The sequence below is a fragment of the Hydrogenophaga sp. GW101-3F08 genome, from assembly GCF_059424585.1.
On record NZ_JBWKZP010000002.1, the window covers coordinates 460,372 to 474,612 of the forward strand.

14 protein-coding genes are annotated in these 14,241 nt (G+C 67.0%); 6 read left to right on the top strand and 8 right to left on the bottom strand.

Annotated elements, in window-relative coordinates; all coding sequences use genetic code 11:
- Nucleotides 1-67: 67 nt before the first annotated feature.
- The 8 genes from nosZ to AC07YZ_RS07845 form a co-directional block, all read right to left on the bottom strand.
- The gene (nosZ, locus tag AC07YZ_RS07810) at nucleotides 68-1,999 is read right to left on the bottom strand and encodes a TAT-dependent nitrous-oxide reductase (protein WP_494794344.1); all 1,932 of its coding nucleotides are present in this window, start codon (nucleotides 1,997-1,999) and stop codon (nucleotides 68-70) included.
- A complete protein-coding gene (locus tag AC07YZ_RS07815) occupies nucleotides 1,996-2,373 on the bottom strand; it encodes a DUF2946 family protein (RefSeq protein WP_494794345.1) in 378 nt (125 codons plus the stop codon). Before AC07YZ_RS07815 ends, nosZ begins: the two co-directional genes overlap by 4 nt.
- A 304-nt stretch (nucleotides 2,374-2,677) precedes the next feature.
- Complete coding sequence (locus tag AC07YZ_RS07820) at nucleotides 2,678-3,748, bottom strand: flavodoxin family protein (RefSeq protein WP_494794346.1); 1,071 nt, start codon at nucleotides 3,746-3,748, stop codon at nucleotides 2,678-2,680.
- Nucleotides 3,749-3,874: 126 nt separating this feature from the next.
- Nucleotides 3,875-4,258 (bottom strand): fluoride efflux transporter CrcB, encoded by a 384-nt coding sequence (crcB, locus tag AC07YZ_RS07825; protein WP_494794347.1) that lies wholly within the window; start codon nucleotides 4,256-4,258, stop codon nucleotides 3,875-3,877.
- 23 nt (nucleotides 4,259-4,281) lie between these two features.
- Nucleotides 4,282-5,301, bottom strand: a complete 1,020-nt coding sequence (locus tag AC07YZ_RS07830; protein WP_494794348.1) for a recombination-associated protein RdgC — start codon at nucleotides 5,299-5,301, stop codon at nucleotides 4,282-4,284.
- 72 nt (nucleotides 5,302-5,373) lie between these two features.
- Nucleotides 5,374-6,669: a TRAP transporter large permease gene (locus AC07YZ_RS07835; protein ID WP_494794349.1), complete on the bottom strand. Its 1,296-nt coding sequence runs from the start codon at nucleotides 6,667-6,669 to the stop codon at nucleotides 5,374-5,376.
- Nucleotides 6,662-7,165: a TRAP transporter small permease gene (locus AC07YZ_RS07840; RefSeq protein WP_494794350.1), complete on the bottom strand. Its 504-nt coding sequence runs from the start codon at nucleotides 7,163-7,165 to the stop codon at nucleotides 6,662-6,664. Before AC07YZ_RS07840 ends, AC07YZ_RS07835 begins: the two co-directional genes overlap by 8 nt.
- Nucleotides 7,166-7,279: 114 nt before the next feature.
- Nucleotides 7,280-8,245: a TRAP transporter substrate-binding protein gene (locus AC07YZ_RS07845; protein ID WP_494794351.1), complete on the bottom strand. Its 966-nt coding sequence runs from the start codon at nucleotides 8,243-8,245 to the stop codon at nucleotides 7,280-7,282.
- A 130-nt stretch (nucleotides 8,246-8,375) separates the two neighbouring features.
- On the opposite strand from AC07YZ_RS07845, the gene AC07YZ_RS07850 reads away from it, so the two are divergent.
- From AC07YZ_RS07850 to AC07YZ_RS07875, 6 genes are all read left to right on the top strand, one after another.
- Nucleotides 8,376-9,344 carry a LysR family transcriptional regulator gene (locus tag AC07YZ_RS07850; protein ID WP_494794352.1) on the top strand — a complete coding sequence of 323 codons (969 nt, stop codon included), beginning with the start codon at nucleotides 8,376-8,378 and terminating at the stop codon, nucleotides 9,342-9,344.
- A gap of 139 nt (nucleotides 9,345-9,483) precedes the next feature.
- Nucleotides 9,484-10,260, top strand: coding sequence for a putative hydro-lyase (locus AC07YZ_RS07855; RefSeq protein ID WP_494794566.1), 777 nt, complete (start codon nucleotides 9,484-9,486; stop codon nucleotides 10,258-10,260).
- 14 nt (nucleotides 10,261-10,274) lie between these two features.
- A complete protein-coding gene (locus tag AC07YZ_RS07860; RefSeq protein WP_226493723.1) occupies nucleotides 10,275-11,240 on the top strand; it encodes a TRAP transporter substrate-binding protein in 966 nt (321 codons plus the stop codon).
- A 96-nt stretch (nucleotides 11,241-11,336) separates the two neighbouring features.
- Nucleotides 11,337-11,846 carry a TRAP transporter small permease gene (locus AC07YZ_RS07865; RefSeq protein WP_226493722.1) on the top strand — a complete coding sequence of 170 codons (510 nt, stop codon included), beginning with the start codon at nucleotides 11,337-11,339 and terminating at the stop codon, nucleotides 11,844-11,846.
- A gap of 18 nt (nucleotides 11,847-11,864) precedes the next feature.
- Nucleotides 11,865-13,163: a TRAP transporter large permease gene (locus tag AC07YZ_RS07870; RefSeq protein ID WP_226493721.1), complete on the top strand. Its 1,299-nt coding sequence runs from the start codon at nucleotides 11,865-11,867 to the stop codon at nucleotides 13,161-13,163.
- A 38-nt stretch (nucleotides 13,164-13,201) separates the two neighbouring features.
- Entirely contained in the window at nucleotides 13,202-14,164 is a 963-nt protein-coding gene (locus AC07YZ_RS07875; protein ID WP_494794353.1) for a TRAP transporter substrate-binding protein, read from the top strand.
- Nucleotides 14,165-14,241: the final 77 nt, after the last annotated feature.

The following is a 14,241-nucleotide window of genomic DNA, read 5'->3' on the forward strand; positions in this document are numbered from 1 at the left end:
CGCCACGCGGCGCCGGCACCGGACCCGGCAAGGCAAGACCTCCCCAGGTGGGGAGGGGTGCGAAGGCTTACGCCTCCACGATCATGCGGGTGCGCATCTCCAGGTGCAGCGCGTGGCAGAAGTGCGTGCAGTAGCACCAGTACACGCCCGGCTGGTCGGCGATGAACGTGACCGATGCCGTCTCCTGCGGGTTGACGATGAAGTTCACGTTGTGGTTGGGGATCGCGAAGCCGTGCGTCAGGTCTTCGACCTTGTCGAGGTTGGTGAGGATCAGCGTCACCTCATCGCCCTTCTTGACCTTGAACTCGCGCAGGCTGAACGCCGGGGCCTGCGAGGTCATCTTCACCGTGACCTTCTTGCCGTCGCGGAACACGCCGGACTCTTTCGGGTCCTTGATGGCCAGCGGGAATTCGTCGATGGTGTAGACCTGCTTGGGCTGGAGCAGCTCGCGCTTGAAGATGATGAAGTCGTGCGGCTCGCCACGCACCGGGTGGTCGGCCAGCAGCACCATCTTGTCGCCCGAGATGTCGATCAGCTGCTCGTTTTCGGCATGCAGCGGGCCCACGGGCAGGAAGCGGTCCTTGGAGAACTTGCAACCCACGGCCAGGTACTTGCCGTCGGCGGCCTTGGTTTCGGACTGGCTGGCGTTCAGGTGGCCCGGCTGGTACTGCACGTCGATGCGATCGACCACGTATTTGGCGGCCTTGTCGCCGGCGTGGAACTTGATCGCGGCGTCCACGTTCCATTTCACGACCTGGCTGTCGAGGAACAGCGTGGTATAGGCGTTGCCACGGCCGTCAAAGGCGGTGTGCAGGGGGCCCAGACCGATCTCGACCTCGGCCACGATGGCCGCGTCCAGCTTTTCCAGCTTGCCGTCGAACCACTCGAGCACCTTGTTCAGCTCGATCACGGTGGCCGTGGGCGAGAGCTTGCCGGCGCAGATGAAGTACTTGCCGTCCGGGCTGGCGTTGACGCCGTGCGGGTTCTTGGGCACGGAAACGTAGGCGGTCAGCGCGGTCGTGGGGTCCTGGTTGGCCGCGTGCGTGCCATCGACCACCGGCACCTTGGAGCTGCCCACGGTCTTGAACTTGCCGGCCTTCACCGCCGCTTCGATGCGGGCGATGTTGAAGAACAGGCAGGCATCGCGCTCGGCCGACATCATGTCTTCGTAGGTGACGCCCATCTCGACGTTGTACTGGTTGGTGGCCGCGAGCTTGCCGTCGTAGGACGTGGCGACCAGGTCGCAGTTGCCGTCGATCAGCACCTGCCAGCGCACTTCCATGCTCTCGGCGTCCACGCAGGTGAACATCGAGCGGTACTTGGAACCATCGTCCAGGCCGGTGTTGGGCTGGGGGATGGAAAACTCGGCGCCGCAGAACACCCGCGTGGTGTAGTTGATCGCCGGGTCCACCGGGTCGGCCTTGTCGGGGAAGATGCCGTGGAAGCCCTGGACGTTGGGCAACTGCGTGATCTTGTCGCAGATGAAGTAGTCCAGACGGATGCGCGCGATGCGGGCGTTGATCTTGTCGTTGATCCAGGCGTAGCGGCCGTCGTAGTTGCCGTCCTTGTACGAGGCGTGGGTGTGGTGCGAGTCGCCCACCGTGTAGCGCAGCGAGCCATCGGGCTTGGTGCCCATGATCTTCTTGGACTCGTTGGTGATGCCCCAGCCCACCAGTGCGTCGGGCACAAAGCAGGGGATGCGCATGAGTTCGCGGCCCGAGGGCAGACCGAGCACGCGCATGTCGCCGGTGTGGCCACCGCTCCACAGGCCGTAGTAGGTGTCGAGCTCACCGGGCTTGAGGTGTGTGCTGTTGCCGCTGGCGTGCGCGGCATCGGGTGCCGCGGCCGGTGCCGCGGCGGGGGTGTTGGCGGCACCCGACTCCTTCTCGGTGCAGGCCGCAGCGCCCAGCGTCAGACCCGCGAGCGCGGCGGTGTTGAGGAAACGCCGACGACCCCATACGGTGGTGTCGCTGGCAGACAAGGTGCTGTCGTCTTTCATGTGTGAACCTCTTGGGTTTGGTTTTGGAAAAGGGGTGGGCCACGCGCGGGCGGTGGCATGGCCACAGGGGCAGGGGGAACACTGTTCTCGCCACGGGCCACCAGCGTGTGGTGGCGTGGCCGTTCGGCGAACGCAGGATCGGCGGCGGGCGTGGGCAGAGCGGCGGGCAGGCACAGGGCGCAGTCCAGCGTCGGGGCCGGCAGGCTGTCGGGGCTGTCGTCGACGTTGACCCACTTGACGCCATCGCTGCCACAGACCTCGGTCATGCCGTGGTGGGTCAGCAGGGGCGATGCGAAAACGATGCCCCAGCAGAACAGCAGACACCACAGGACCCAGCGCTGCCGGGCTCGTGTGGGCTGTGGAAATGTGGGCATGCGCGGACTATAAGTCCGATATGATTCAATTGAAATGAATATTTAACGACGTTTGACCTGGATCAATGGCTTCGGTCCGACGAACGCCCGCGCCTGGCGCAGGCGGCCTGGTTGCGCGTGTCGGTACGCCGCACGCGCGCGGCAGACTGCAGAAGGGCAGCCGCTGGGGCGCGGGTCAGGCTCCGACGTCGTCCTTGTAGCCGGTCCCGATGGCGCCTTGAACGACCACGTCCTTCAGCACCACGTTGCTGTCGTCGGTGGGCACGGGGTCGGCGGGTGGTGTCGGCGCTTGGGCCCCGCTGCGCTACTTGGGCCGGGGCCGTTTCAGAGCGGGCCGCGCCGCCCGCAGCCGGCCGGCGCGCAGTTCGACCACGGCCTGCGCCACGGCGCGCGCCATGTTGCGGGCCTCTTCCTGCAGGCCCTCGTCGCGGTCCAGGGCTTCATGGCTGTTGGCGTAGGGCTGGTAGTAGCCGATGTAGCGGTCCAGCCGGGCCTGCGCACCCGCATCGAGAAAGCCCATCCAGTCCAGCCAGTCGCACAGCGATCGCCTTGCGCCTTCGATGCCGGCCACGTCGCCGTGCACCAGCACGCCGTAGGCACGGCCGGCCAGGTGCTGCGGGTAGCTCCAGCCCTCCATCTCCAGGGCCTTGGCCTTGGCGGGGTCTTTGCCACCAGTGGCGGTGGGGTCGGGATTGCCGCCGTCGGCGCACACCATGCGGTCCATCATCAGCTTGAGCGGGCTCGGGCTCTGGTACCAGTAGACCGGGGTGACGATGAGCACGGCGTGGGCCGCGGTCCAGCGCTCGTAGATCTCGGCCATCCAGTCGTTGGTCTGGTTCAGCGCGTGGTTGGGGTAGCAGCTGCAGGGCCAATGGCACAGCGGCATGGCGGTGGACAGGCAGCCCTTGCAGGGGTGGATCTTCAGGCCATAGTCGGAAGTGAGCAGGCTCAGGTCCAGCACATCGGTCTGCAGACCCAGCGGCTCCAGCACCTCGCGGGCGATCTCCATCAGCCGAAAGCTCTTGGAGATTTCACCCGGACAGGTGCCGTCGTTGCGCGCCGAGCCGCACACCAGCAGCACGCGCGACGGCGTGGCCGGGTCCGCCCAGCGCGATTGCGCGGTATCCAGCCGCTGTTTCGTAGCCACCCATTCGTCGGAGAGCTGGTAATTCGGGTCCGCGTAGCCTTTGCCCGCGGGGTGGGTGAACGGCGCTTTGCGGCCTTCGCTGAAGGCGGCCCAGGCAATGGCCTCCAACCGGTCGATGGCCGGCTCCTCCGCACGAAAGGCCGGGTCCATGAACGAGGCCCGGAAGCGCTCGGCGAATTGCGCCCGTGCCATGGGGGCGGGCGCCTGCCCCTTGCGAATCTGAATCATGGTCGGTCCCCTGCGGGAAGGGCTGGGGAACCCAGTCTGGTCGCCTGCCCCCGGGGGCGTCTGTGCGATGCCGCACTCAGCGGCGGTGGGGCGTCGCGCTGGTCGTCAGCGAAGACGCTCAGCCTCTCAGGCCGGCGCCCACCACCAGCCCGCCATCTTCACGCCCACCCCCGTGAGCAGCAGCGAGCCCAGCAGGTGCAGGCTTGCGTTGCCCGTGGCCAGCAGCCAGCGGCCGTGCTGCAGCATGCTCACCACCTCCACCGAGAAGGTGGAGAAGGTGGTCAGCGCGCCCAGGAAACCGGTGACGATGGCCAGGCGCCAGGTCGGGTCGAGCTGGGGCTGGGTCTGGAAAAACACCACCGCCACGCCCACCAGATAGGCGCCCGCCCAGTTCGCCGTGAGCGTGCCCCAGGGCAGCAGTGCGTGGCTCTGGTTGAGCCAGAGGCTGAGCTGCCAGCGCGACAGCGCGCCGATGCAGGCGCCCAGACAGATGGCGACGACGGTGAGCATGGGGTGGCCTCAGGGGTGTCGGATCAGAACGGAGGATCGTCGTCGTCCCCGACGGCGGTGACGGCGGCGTGGCCTTGCGAGGCTTTGGCTTCGCTGCCCGGCACCGCGGTGGCATCGGATGCCGCCGCGCCGAACGCCATTTCGCCGCCCAGCGCTTCGATCAGCTCGGGGATCAGCTTGCTCAGCTCTCCGGTGGTCAGCGCCACGTCGGTGTCGAAGCCGCTCTCGCCGTCGTCGGCGCGGTCGTCGAACACGCCTTCGAGAAAGGCCAGCCGCTTGAGCTGCAGCGATTCGGTGAGCACGAAGCCGACGCGGCCCTCCCAGCTCATGGCCAGGCGGGTGGGCAGCTTGCCTTCGGTGATGTGTTTGCGCACCTCGTCGGTGGCGAGGTTGTGGCGGGTGAACTTCACGACCGACTTTTCTTCGTCGCCCGATTTGAGTTCGCATTCGCGTTCGACCGCGAAACCGCCGGGCGCGCCACCATCGTCTTCATCGGAGGTGGGGGCCGAGAGCCATTGCGTCATCGCGGTCTGCGGTGTCACCTGGGTCTGCAACAGGGTCACGTTCAGGTCGTTGAAGGCGTTGACCAGCGCGGTCACCAGTTCGTCGACCTTGCCCTGGCTGCTGGCGTCGGTCACCAGCCAGCCGTTGGCCTGGTCGATCCAGACCCAGGCGGCCGTGCGGCGCGGAAAGGCCTGCGGCAGCAGCGACAGCAGCGCGTCCTCGCGCAGTTCCTTCATCTGCTTTTTGCCGGGCTTGCGGCCAGTGGTGGCTTCGATGTGCTCGGCTTCTTCGTCCGCTTTCTCGCGCACGACCGAGCCGGGCACGGCCTTGGTTTCGATCATCAGCTTGAGCATGCGCTGGCCGGCCACCGACTCCACCAGCGGACCGTGGGCCTCGCCGCGGGGTTCCACCCAGCCCACCGATTTGTCCTGCGTGGCTCCGCAGGGCACGAAACGCGCCGCATCCAGCGCGGCTTCCATGGTCTCCAGCGCGGGCGCCCAGCCGGGCGCGATGCGGTAGATCGTCACATTCTTGAACACGTCATTCCTTCAACAAACACAAAGCCCTGCCGCGTTGCGCGGGCAGGGCTTGCATCTTAGAGGATGGGGCTTCTACATCCTGGAAGGCAGCCAGGTCACCAGCCCGGGAAACCACCACAGCAGGATCAGCGCCAGCACCATCAGGAAGAAGTAGGGCATGCAGACCTTGGCGATCCAGGTGATTTCGCGTTGTGTCATGCCTTGCAGCACAAACAGGTTGAAGCCCACGGGCGGCGTGATCTGCGCCATTTCCACCACGATCACCACGAAGATGCCGAACCAGATCAGGTCGATGCCGGCGGCGCTGACGGTGGGCAGGATCACACCCATGGTCAACACGATCATGGAGATGCCGTCCAGAAAGCAGCCCAGCAGGATGTAGAACAGGGCCAGCGCGACGATCAGCACCACGGGTGAGAGCTGCAGCCCGGTGACGAACTCGGCCAGGTGGCGCGGCAGGCCGATGTAGCCCATGGCCAGCGTGAGGAAGGCCGCCCCGGCCAGGATGAGCGCGATCATGCAGTAGAGCCGCGTGGCGCCCAGCAGCGAGTCGCGGAAGGTCTTCGCGGTCAACGAGCCCTGGGCCGCGGAGAGCAGCAGCGCGCCGACCACGCCCACCGCCGCCGCTTCGGTGGCGGTGGCGATGCCGGTGTAGATGGTGCCGATGACGCCCCCGATGAGCAGCACCACCGGGATCAGGTGGCGCGACTCGCCGAGCTTCTCGCGCAGGCTCAGGCGGCCCTCGGAGCGCGGCACCTGGTCGGGGTGGAGCAGTGCCCAGATCATCAGGTGGCCGCTGAACAGGGCGGCCAGCATCAGCCCGGGGACCACGCCGGCCACGAACAGCTTGGCGATCGAGACCTCGGCCGCCACGCCATAGACGATCATGATGATGGATGGCGGGATCAGCAGGCCCAGCGTGCTGGCGCCGCCCAGCGAGCCCACCACCTTCTCGGGCGGGTAGCCGCGCTGGGTCAGCTCGGGGATGGTCATCTTGCCGATGGTGGCGCAGGTGGCGGCCGACGAGCCCGAGACCGCGGCGAAGATGGTGCTGCCCAGGATGTTGGTGTGCAGCAGGCGCCCGGGCAGGGCGTTCACCCAGGGCGCCAGGCCACGGAACATGCTCTCGGACAGCTTGGTGCGGAACAGGATCTCGCCCATCCACACGAACAGCGGCAGGGCGGTCAGCGTCCAGCTGCTGGCCGCACCCCAGATGGTGATGGCCATGGCGTCGCCCGCCGGGCGGGAGGAAAACAGCTCCATGCCGATCCAGGCCACGCCCGCGAGCGTGAGCCCGATCCAGACACCGCTGCCCAGCAAGGCAAACAGCGAGACGATCAACAGGCTGGTGACGAGCACGTCATTCATGGCGCGTCTCCACCTCGCCGTGCGCGCGTTTGCGCTGGAACTCGAGCACCCACTCGTCAACGAAAGCGATCAGCAGCACAGTGGTGCCCAGGCCCATGAGGAGCTGCGGAATCCACAGCGCCGTGGCATCGCTGGCGGTGGAGATGTCGTGGTACGCGTGCGACTGCCAGGCCAGCCGCCAGGCATAGACCGCCAGCAGGGCGGACAGCAGCACCGCCGCCGAGAGCGACCACAGCTCCAGCCCACGCCGTGCACCGCCCCTGAGTTTGCCGATGATCAGCGTCACGCGGATGTGTTCACCGCACTTGAGTGTGTGCGCCAGCGCCAGGAAACCCGCGCCCGCCATGGCGTAACCGGCGTAGGCGTCGGTGCCGGGAATGTAGAACTGGAACATGCGACCGAGCATGGACAGCAACACCATGACCAGCACGCCGATCATGAACAGCGCAGCCAGCCAGGCCGCGCCGAGGTAGAGGGCATCAAGCGTCTTGCGCATTCGAAACTTTCGCGGAGTACCCGCCAACGCAACCCAGAGGCACCGCGGAACCGGCTTTGCCGGGCCGCAGGTGCCGCCCCCTTGAGGGGGTCGCGCGAAGCGCGGCAGGGGTGATTACTTCTTGTACGCGTCCAGCATGGCCTGGCCCTCGGGGCCGGCCTTGTCCAGCCACTCCTTGACCATGGTTTCGCCCACCTTCTGCATGTCGGCCTTGAGCGCGGTCGAAGGTGGCTCCACCACCATGCCCTTGGCCTTGAGCACGGCCAGCGTGTCGGCGTTGACCTTGCTCGACTCGGCCCAGCCGCGGGCTTCGGCCGCGGCGCCGGCCTGGAGCACGGCCTGCTGGGTGGGTTTGTCCAGCGCGTCGAAGGCGCGCTTGTTCACGATCACCGCGTTCTTGGGCAGCCAGGCCTGCACGTCGTAGTAGTGCTTCAGGTGCTCGTAGAGCTTGCTGTCCACGCCGGTGGCGCCCGAGGTCATGTTGGTTTCCACCACACCGGTGGCCAGCGCCTGCGAGAGCTCGGCGGCCTGCACGGTGACCGGCTGGGCCCCCACCAGCTCGGCGATGCGCGAGGTGGCCGGGCTGTAGGCGCGCCACTTGCTGCCCTTGAGGTCGGCAGCGCTGGCCAGCGGCTTCTTGCTGTAGATGCCTTGCGGCGGCCATGGCACGGCATACAGCAGCATCAGGCCCTGCTCACCGAGCTTCTTCTCCAGGATCGGCTTCTGCGCCTTGTAGAGCTTCATCGACGCGTCGTAGCTGGTGGCCAGGAAGGGCAGGCCGTCGGCACCGAACATCTGCCATTCGTTCTGGTAGGCCGCCAGCAGGATCTCGCCCATCTGGGCCTGCCCGCCCTGCACGGCGCGCTTGATCTCGGGCGCCTTGAACAGCGACGCACCCGGGTGCACCGTGATCTTGAGCTTGCCCGCGGTGGCCTTGTCCACGTCGGCCGCGAAGCTGGCGAGGTTGACCGAGTGGAAGTTGGTCGCCGGGTAGGCGGCGGGCAGGTCCCACCGGGTCTGTGCCTGGGCGGAGGCGCCCAGGACCAGGGAGGCCACGAACATGATGAGTGAATGCTTCATGCTTTCTCCGGGACAATGGTTGGATGAAGAAGCGTCACAGCATAAATGCAAATGCCGGGCCAGGGGGCAACGCGCTTGTCCTCTGGAAGACCCGCATCCAGCGCCAGCGGCGAGCGCAGCGGAGGCCGCGATGAACCTGCGTTTCGTGGAGGCCTTCTACTGGGTGGCGTCGCTCAAAAGCGTGACGCGCGCGGCCGAAAAACTGTTTCTCACGCAGTCGGCGATGTCCAGCCGCATCGCGGCGCTGGAAGAGGAACTGGGCGTGTTGCTGCTGGACCGGCGCGACAAGCAGTTCCGCCTGACCGCTGCCGGAGCACGCTTTTTCACCTACGCCCAGCGCCTGCTGGAGCTGCAGCGCGAAGCGAAGGCCGAGATGGGGTCGGGCGCCGCGCTGGCGGTGTCCATGCGCATCGGTGCCATCGAGTCGGTGCTGCATTCCTGGCTGATTCCCTGGATCGAGAAGCTGCGTGCCGACCACCCGGGGCTGGCGCTGGAGCTCACGGTGGAGACCACACCCATCCTGGTCGAGCAGGTGCAGCGCGGCACCCAGGACCTGGTGTTCGCCGCCTTGCCCGCCTCGGCCGACGGCGTGCGCAGCCGCGCGCTGCCCGCCATGGACATGGTGTTCATGGGCAACGCCCAATTGCACCGCAAGCGCCGCTACACCCTGGCCGAGCTGGGCGAACTGGAGATCCTCACCTTTCAGCGGGGTTCGCTGCCACACGTGGCCCTGCTGGACCTGTTTCGCCAGGAAGGGATCGAGCCGCGGCGGGTGCACACCATCTCGTCCATCTCGGCCATGGCGCAACTGGTGCAGGGTGGGTTCGGCGTGGCCACGCTGCCGCGCCACGCGGTGCAGCGCATGCAGACCTTCCCCAATCTGCGCCAGCTCGCCTGTGACAGCGCGCTGCAGCCGCTGTCCATCCACGCGAGCTACCGCACCGACCCCAGCACACAGGCCGTGGAGACCGTGGTGAAGTCCGCACTGGCCTTTGTCGACGCGCAGAACGGCTCCCGAAAACGGGCCGCCAGTGCACCAGTGGTGGGCATTTCGCAGTTTTCGCACCAGTCCAAAGCATCGAAAAAATCGATGATCTAAGCGAAAAATTTCTCGTTTGAAGCGCCGCCGATCGCGCTCCACAATCCGCCCATCGTCACTCGAGTGACATGTTCCGGAAACAGGAGACAACGTGGGATCAGCTTCGGATGAGATGCAGCGTGTGTTCGGCCGCGAGGGCATGCAGGATGCCGGCCACGTGCGCAGCCTGATACGGCAGGGCCTGTGGGCCGGGCACACCAGCGGCCTGGCCGACGACCATGTGCAGGGCAACCTGGTCATCCTGCCGCAGGCGCAGGCCGACGATTTCCTGCGCTACTGCCAGCGCAACCCCAAGCCCTGTCCGCTGTTGGCGGTCTCCGAGCCGGGCCAGCACCTGTTGCCCCGGCTGGGCGCCGACATCGACATCCGCACCGACGTGCCGCGCTACCGGGTCTGGCGCGATGGCGAGCTGGTGGACGAGCCCATGGACATCACCCCGCTGTGGCGCGACGACCTGGTGAGTTTCGTCATCGGCTGTTCCTTCAGTTTCGAGCAGGCCCTGATGGAAGCCGGCCTGCCGCTGCGCCACGTGGAGCAGGGTCGCAACGTGGCGATGTTCCGCACCAATGTGCCCACCGAAGCGGCGGGGCCGTTCAGTGGCCCGCTGGTGGTGACGATGCGGCCGATGCGTGCCTCGGCCGTGATCCGCGCCGTGCAGGTCACCTCGCGCTTCCCCAATGTGCATGGCGCGCCGGTTCACATCGGCGATCCATCACTGATCGGCATCACCGACCTGTCAAAGCCGGACTACGGCGATGCGGTGGAGGTGATGCCCGATGAACTGCCGGTGTTCTGGGCCTGCGGCGTGACGCCACAGGCCGCGATCCAGCAGGCCCGCCCCGCGTTCTGCATCACCCACGCCCCCGGCGCGATGCTGATCACCGATCTTCTCAACAGCCAGCTAGCCAGTTTCTGAACCAGGAGCCTTCCATGAAAAAATTCGCGTTCTGCCTCTGCGCCACCGCCTTCGCGGTCGGCGCCTCGGCCCAGACCCAGTGGGACCTGCCCACCGGTTATGGGGCCAACAGCTTCCAGACCCAGAACGTGCAGCAGTTCGCCAACGAGGTGGACCAGCTCACCGGTGGCAAGCTCAAGATCACGCTGCACCCGGGCGGCTCGCTATACAAGGCCAACGAGATCAAGCGCGCGGTGCAGACCGGCCAGGTGCCGGTGGCCGAGTTCATCCTCTCGGGCGCGGCCAACGAGAACCCGCTGTTCGGCGCGGACTCCATTCCCTTCCTCGCCACCAGCTACCCCGCGGCCAAACGCCTGTACGAGGCCGCCAGGCCGGTGCAGGACAAGCTGCTGGCCTCGCAGGGCATGAAGCTGCTGTTCTCGGTGCCGTGGCCGGGCCAGTCGCTGTATTCCATCAAGCCGGTCAACGCACCGGCCGATCTGGCAGGCACCAAGATGCGTGCCTACAACCCGGCCACCACGCGCATTGCGCAGTTGCTCAAGGCGCAGCCGGTGACGATCCAGCTGGCCGAGTTGCCGCAGGCGCTGGCCACCGGCGGCGTGCAGACCTTCCTGACCTCCAGCGCCAGCGGGGTCGAGAGCAAGCTGCACGAGCAGGTGAAGTATTTCTACCCGGTCAGTGCCTGGCTGCCGCGCAACGCCACCGTGGTGAGCCAGAAGGCCTTCGATGCGCTGGACAAGCCCACGCAGGACGCCGTGCTCAAGGCCGCGGCCGCGGCCGAGCAGCGCGGCTGGATCACCAGCGAGCGGCTCGATGGCGAGTTCATCAAGGAGCTCGGTGCCAAGGGCATGACCATCGCCGCACCCTCCGAGAGCGTGAAGAAGGAACTGGCCGCCATCGGCGAGACCATGACCGCCGAATGGCTCAAGACCGCTGGCGCCGAAGGCCAGACTGTGATCCAGGCCTACCGCGGCCGCTGAGTTTCTCTCCGCGCGGTGGGGCGCCCCGGGGCATCCGGGCTTCCTCCCCACCGCGTCCTTCCCTTTGTTGTTGTCCAGCCGAACCAGGAGCGTGCGGTGTCCAGACTCGTCTTCCTTTTTTACAAGCTGCTGATGGCCCTGTCGGGTCTGTCCATGGTGGCGGCCTTTGGCGCCGTGCTGCTGGGCGTGGTGGCCCGCGAGGTGCACTGGGACATCCCCGGGCTCGACGCTTACGCCGGCTACGCGATCGCTGCGGCCCTGTTCCTGGCGCTGCCGGGCACGCTCAAGCACGGCGACCACATCCGCGTGACGCTGTTGCTCGACCGGGTGCCGGCCCGGCTGCGTTCTGCGCTCGAGTGGTGGTGCCTGGTCGCGGCCACCGGTCTGTCCGCTTTCATCGCGTGGTACGCCGTGTGGATGGTGTGGGTGTCCTACGTCTCGCACGACGTATCGCCCGCCGCCGACGCCTCCCCGCTGTGGATCCCGCAGATCAGCATGGCGCTGGGCTGCATCGGGTTTGCGCTGTCGTTTGCCCATGCGCTGGTCGAGCGCTGGCGCGGTGGCAACTTCATCGCGGCTTCGAGCGAAGCCGCCCACGTTGAATAGAACAAGAGACACAACCCCATGGACGTCGTTATTGCATTGGCCCTGATCGTGATGCTGTTCGCGGTGCTGGGCTCGGGCCTGTGGATCGGTCTGTCGCTGCTCGCGGTGGCGCTGGTCGGCATGGAGCTGTTCACCTCGCGCCCGGTGGGCGACAGCATGGTGCTGACCATCTGGGGCTCGACCTCCAGTTGGACGCTGACCGCGCTGCCGCTGTTCCTGTGGATGGGCGAGATCCTGTTTCGCAGCAAGCTCTCGGACGACATGTTCAAGGGCCTGGCGCCCTGGCTGGACCGCCTGCCGGGCCGGCTGCTGCACACCAACGTGGTGGGCTGCACCATCTTCGCCGCCATCTCCGGCTCCAGCGCCGCCACCTGCGCCACCATCGGCAAGATCACCTTGCCCGAGCTGCAGAAGCGCGGTTACCCCGACGACATCGCCGTCGGCACGCTGGCGGGGGCCGGCACGCTGGGCCTGCTGATCCCGCCGTCCATCATCATGATCGTCTACGGTGTGGCGGCCAACGTGTCGATCGCCAAGCTGTTCCTGGCCGGTGTGATCCCTGGGTTGATGCTGGCCGCGCTGTTCATGGGCTACATCATCGTCTGGGCGCTGCTCAACAAGGACAAGGTGCCGGCGGCGGACGCGGCCATGAGCTTTGGCCAGAAGATCCACGCCTCGCGCCACCTGATCCCGGTGGTGTCGCTGATCGCGCTGGTGCTGGGCGGCATCTACAGCGGCATCGCCACCGCCACCGAGGCGGCCGCGCTGGGCGTGGGGGGTGCGCTGCTGCTGGCCAGGCTGGAGGGTTCGCTGGACTGGGGGCGCTTCAAGGACGGGCTGATGGCGGCCTGCCGGGTCTACTGCATGATCGGCCTGATCCTTGCTGGAGCTGCCTTTCTCACGCTGGCCATGGGCTTCATCGGCCTGCCGCGCCACCTGGCCGAGTTCATAGGCGCGCTGCACCTGTCGCCGTTCGCGCTGATGCTGCTGCTGGTCGTGTTCTTCATCGTGCTGGGCTGCTTTCTCGACGGCATTTCCATGGTGGTGCTGACCATCGCGGTGCTGCTGCCCACGGTCGAGGCCGCAGGCTTCGACCTGATCTGGTTCGGCATCTTCATCGTGCTGGTGGTGGAGATGGCGCAGATCACGCCGCCCGTGGGTTTCAATCTGTTCGTGCTGCAGGGCCTGACCAAGCGCGACGTCACCTGGATCGCCCGCACCGCGTTGCCCCTGTTCGCCTTGATGCTGGTGGCGGTTCTGCTCACCTACTTCGTGCCCGACGTGGTGCTGTGGCTGCCGCGCCAGATGCAGGGTTGAGGCGCGGATCGACCGCCGACCCGACCCAGGAGACCGCCATGAAACCGCTTTTGATCGCCGCCCTGTGCGCGGCCACGGTGGCGCACGCCCAGACGCGCTGGCAACTGGCCACCGGCTACCGCGCCGAGTCCTTTCACACGCAGAACATCGAGCAGTTCGCACAGGAAGTGGAGCAGGCCACGGCCGGTGCGCTGCGCATCGAGGTGCGCCCGAACAACACACTGGTCAAGCTGGGCGAGATCCACCGGGCGGTGCAGACCGGTCAGGTGCAGGCGGGCGAGACCATCATGAGCAGCCTGGTGGAGGACATGCCGATCGCCGGCGCCGACGCCATCCCCTTCGTGGTGGGCAGCTACGCCGATGCGAAGCGCCTGTGGGATCTGCAGCGCCCCTTGGTCGACAAACATTTCGCCGCGCGGGGTCTGAAGGCGCTGTACGCCGTGCCCTGGCCGCCGCAGGGCCTGTACACGGTCACGCCGGTGCGCTCGGCGGCCGATTTCAGGGGCACGCGCATGCGCACCTACAACCAGGCCACCGTGCGCATTGCCGAGATGCTGGGAGCGACGCCGGTGGACGTGCCGATGGTGGAGGTCAACACGGCGCTGGCCGCCGGCCGGCTCGACAGCATGATCACCTCGGCCGTGACCGGTGTGGAGAACCAGGTCTGGGGTCAGATCCGGCACTATCACGAGATCAACGCCTGGTTCCCGAAGAACATCGTGTTCGTCAATCGGCAGGCGCTGGATGCGCTGCCGCCCGCGGTCCAGCAGGCCGTGCTGAAGGCCGCTGGCGCGGCCGAGCAGCGTGGCTGGGCCATGAGCCAGGCGGTGGCCGCCACCTCCACCCAGACGCTCAAGGCCCAGGGCATGCAGGTGGAGCGCATTTCGGCCGGTTTTGAGGCCGAGCTCAAGCGCCTGGGCGAGCGCTTCTCGCGCGAGTGGGTGCGCTCGGTCGGGAACGAGGCCAACCACATCTTCGTGCCGTACTACATGCAGCGTTAGCTGCCCGCATCACGCCCACCGCCACCACCGCTGTACCCCACCCAACTCCGATCCCGACGTTTTGCCCGACCTGTGCG

Bases quoted from the DNA above. Each gene is read 5' to 3' on its own strand.
- nosZ (WP_494794344.1), bottom strand. From the start codon at position 1,999: ATGAAAGACGACAGCACCTTGTCTGCCAGCGACACCACCGTATGGGGT.
- AC07YZ_RS07815 (WP_494794345.1), bottom strand. From the start codon at position 2,373: ATGCCCACATTTCCACAGCCCACACGAGCCCGGCAGCGCTGGGTCCTG.
- AC07YZ_RS07820 (WP_494794346.1), bottom strand. From the start codon at position 3,748: ATGATTCAGATTCGCAAGGGGCAGGCGCCCGCCCCCATGGCACGGGCG.
- crcB (WP_494794347.1), bottom strand. From the start codon at position 4,258: ATGCTCACCGTCGTCGCCATCTGTCTGGGCGCCTGCATCGGCGCGCTG.
- AC07YZ_RS07835 (WP_494794349.1), bottom strand. From the start codon at position 6,669: ATGAATGACGTGCTCGTCACCAGCCTGTTGATCGTCTCGCTGTTTGCC.
- AC07YZ_RS07840 (WP_494794350.1), bottom strand. From the start codon at position 7,165: ATGCGCAAGACGCTTGATGCCCTCTACCTCGGCGCGGCCTGGCTGGCT.
- AC07YZ_RS07845 (WP_494794351.1), bottom strand. From the start codon at position 8,245: ATGAAGCATTCACTCATCATGTTCGTGGCCTCCCTGGTCCTGGGCGCC.
- AC07YZ_RS07850 (WP_494794352.1), top strand. From the start codon at position 8,376: ATGAACCTGCGTTTCGTGGAGGCCTTCTACTGGGTGGCGTCGCTCAAA.
- AC07YZ_RS07855 (WP_494794566.1), top strand. From the start codon at position 9,484: ATGCAGGATGCCGGCCACGTGCGCAGCCTGATACGGCAGGGCCTGTGG.
- AC07YZ_RS07860 (WP_226493723.1), top strand. From the start codon at position 10,275: ATGAAAAAATTCGCGTTCTGCCTCTGCGCCACCGCCTTCGCGGTCGGC.
- AC07YZ_RS07870 (WP_226493721.1), top strand. From the start codon at position 11,865: ATGGACGTCGTTATTGCATTGGCCCTGATCGTGATGCTGTTCGCGGTG.
- AC07YZ_RS07875 (WP_494794353.1), top strand. From the start codon at position 13,202: ATGAAACCGCTTTTGATCGCCGCCCTGTGCGCGGCCACGGTGGCGCAC.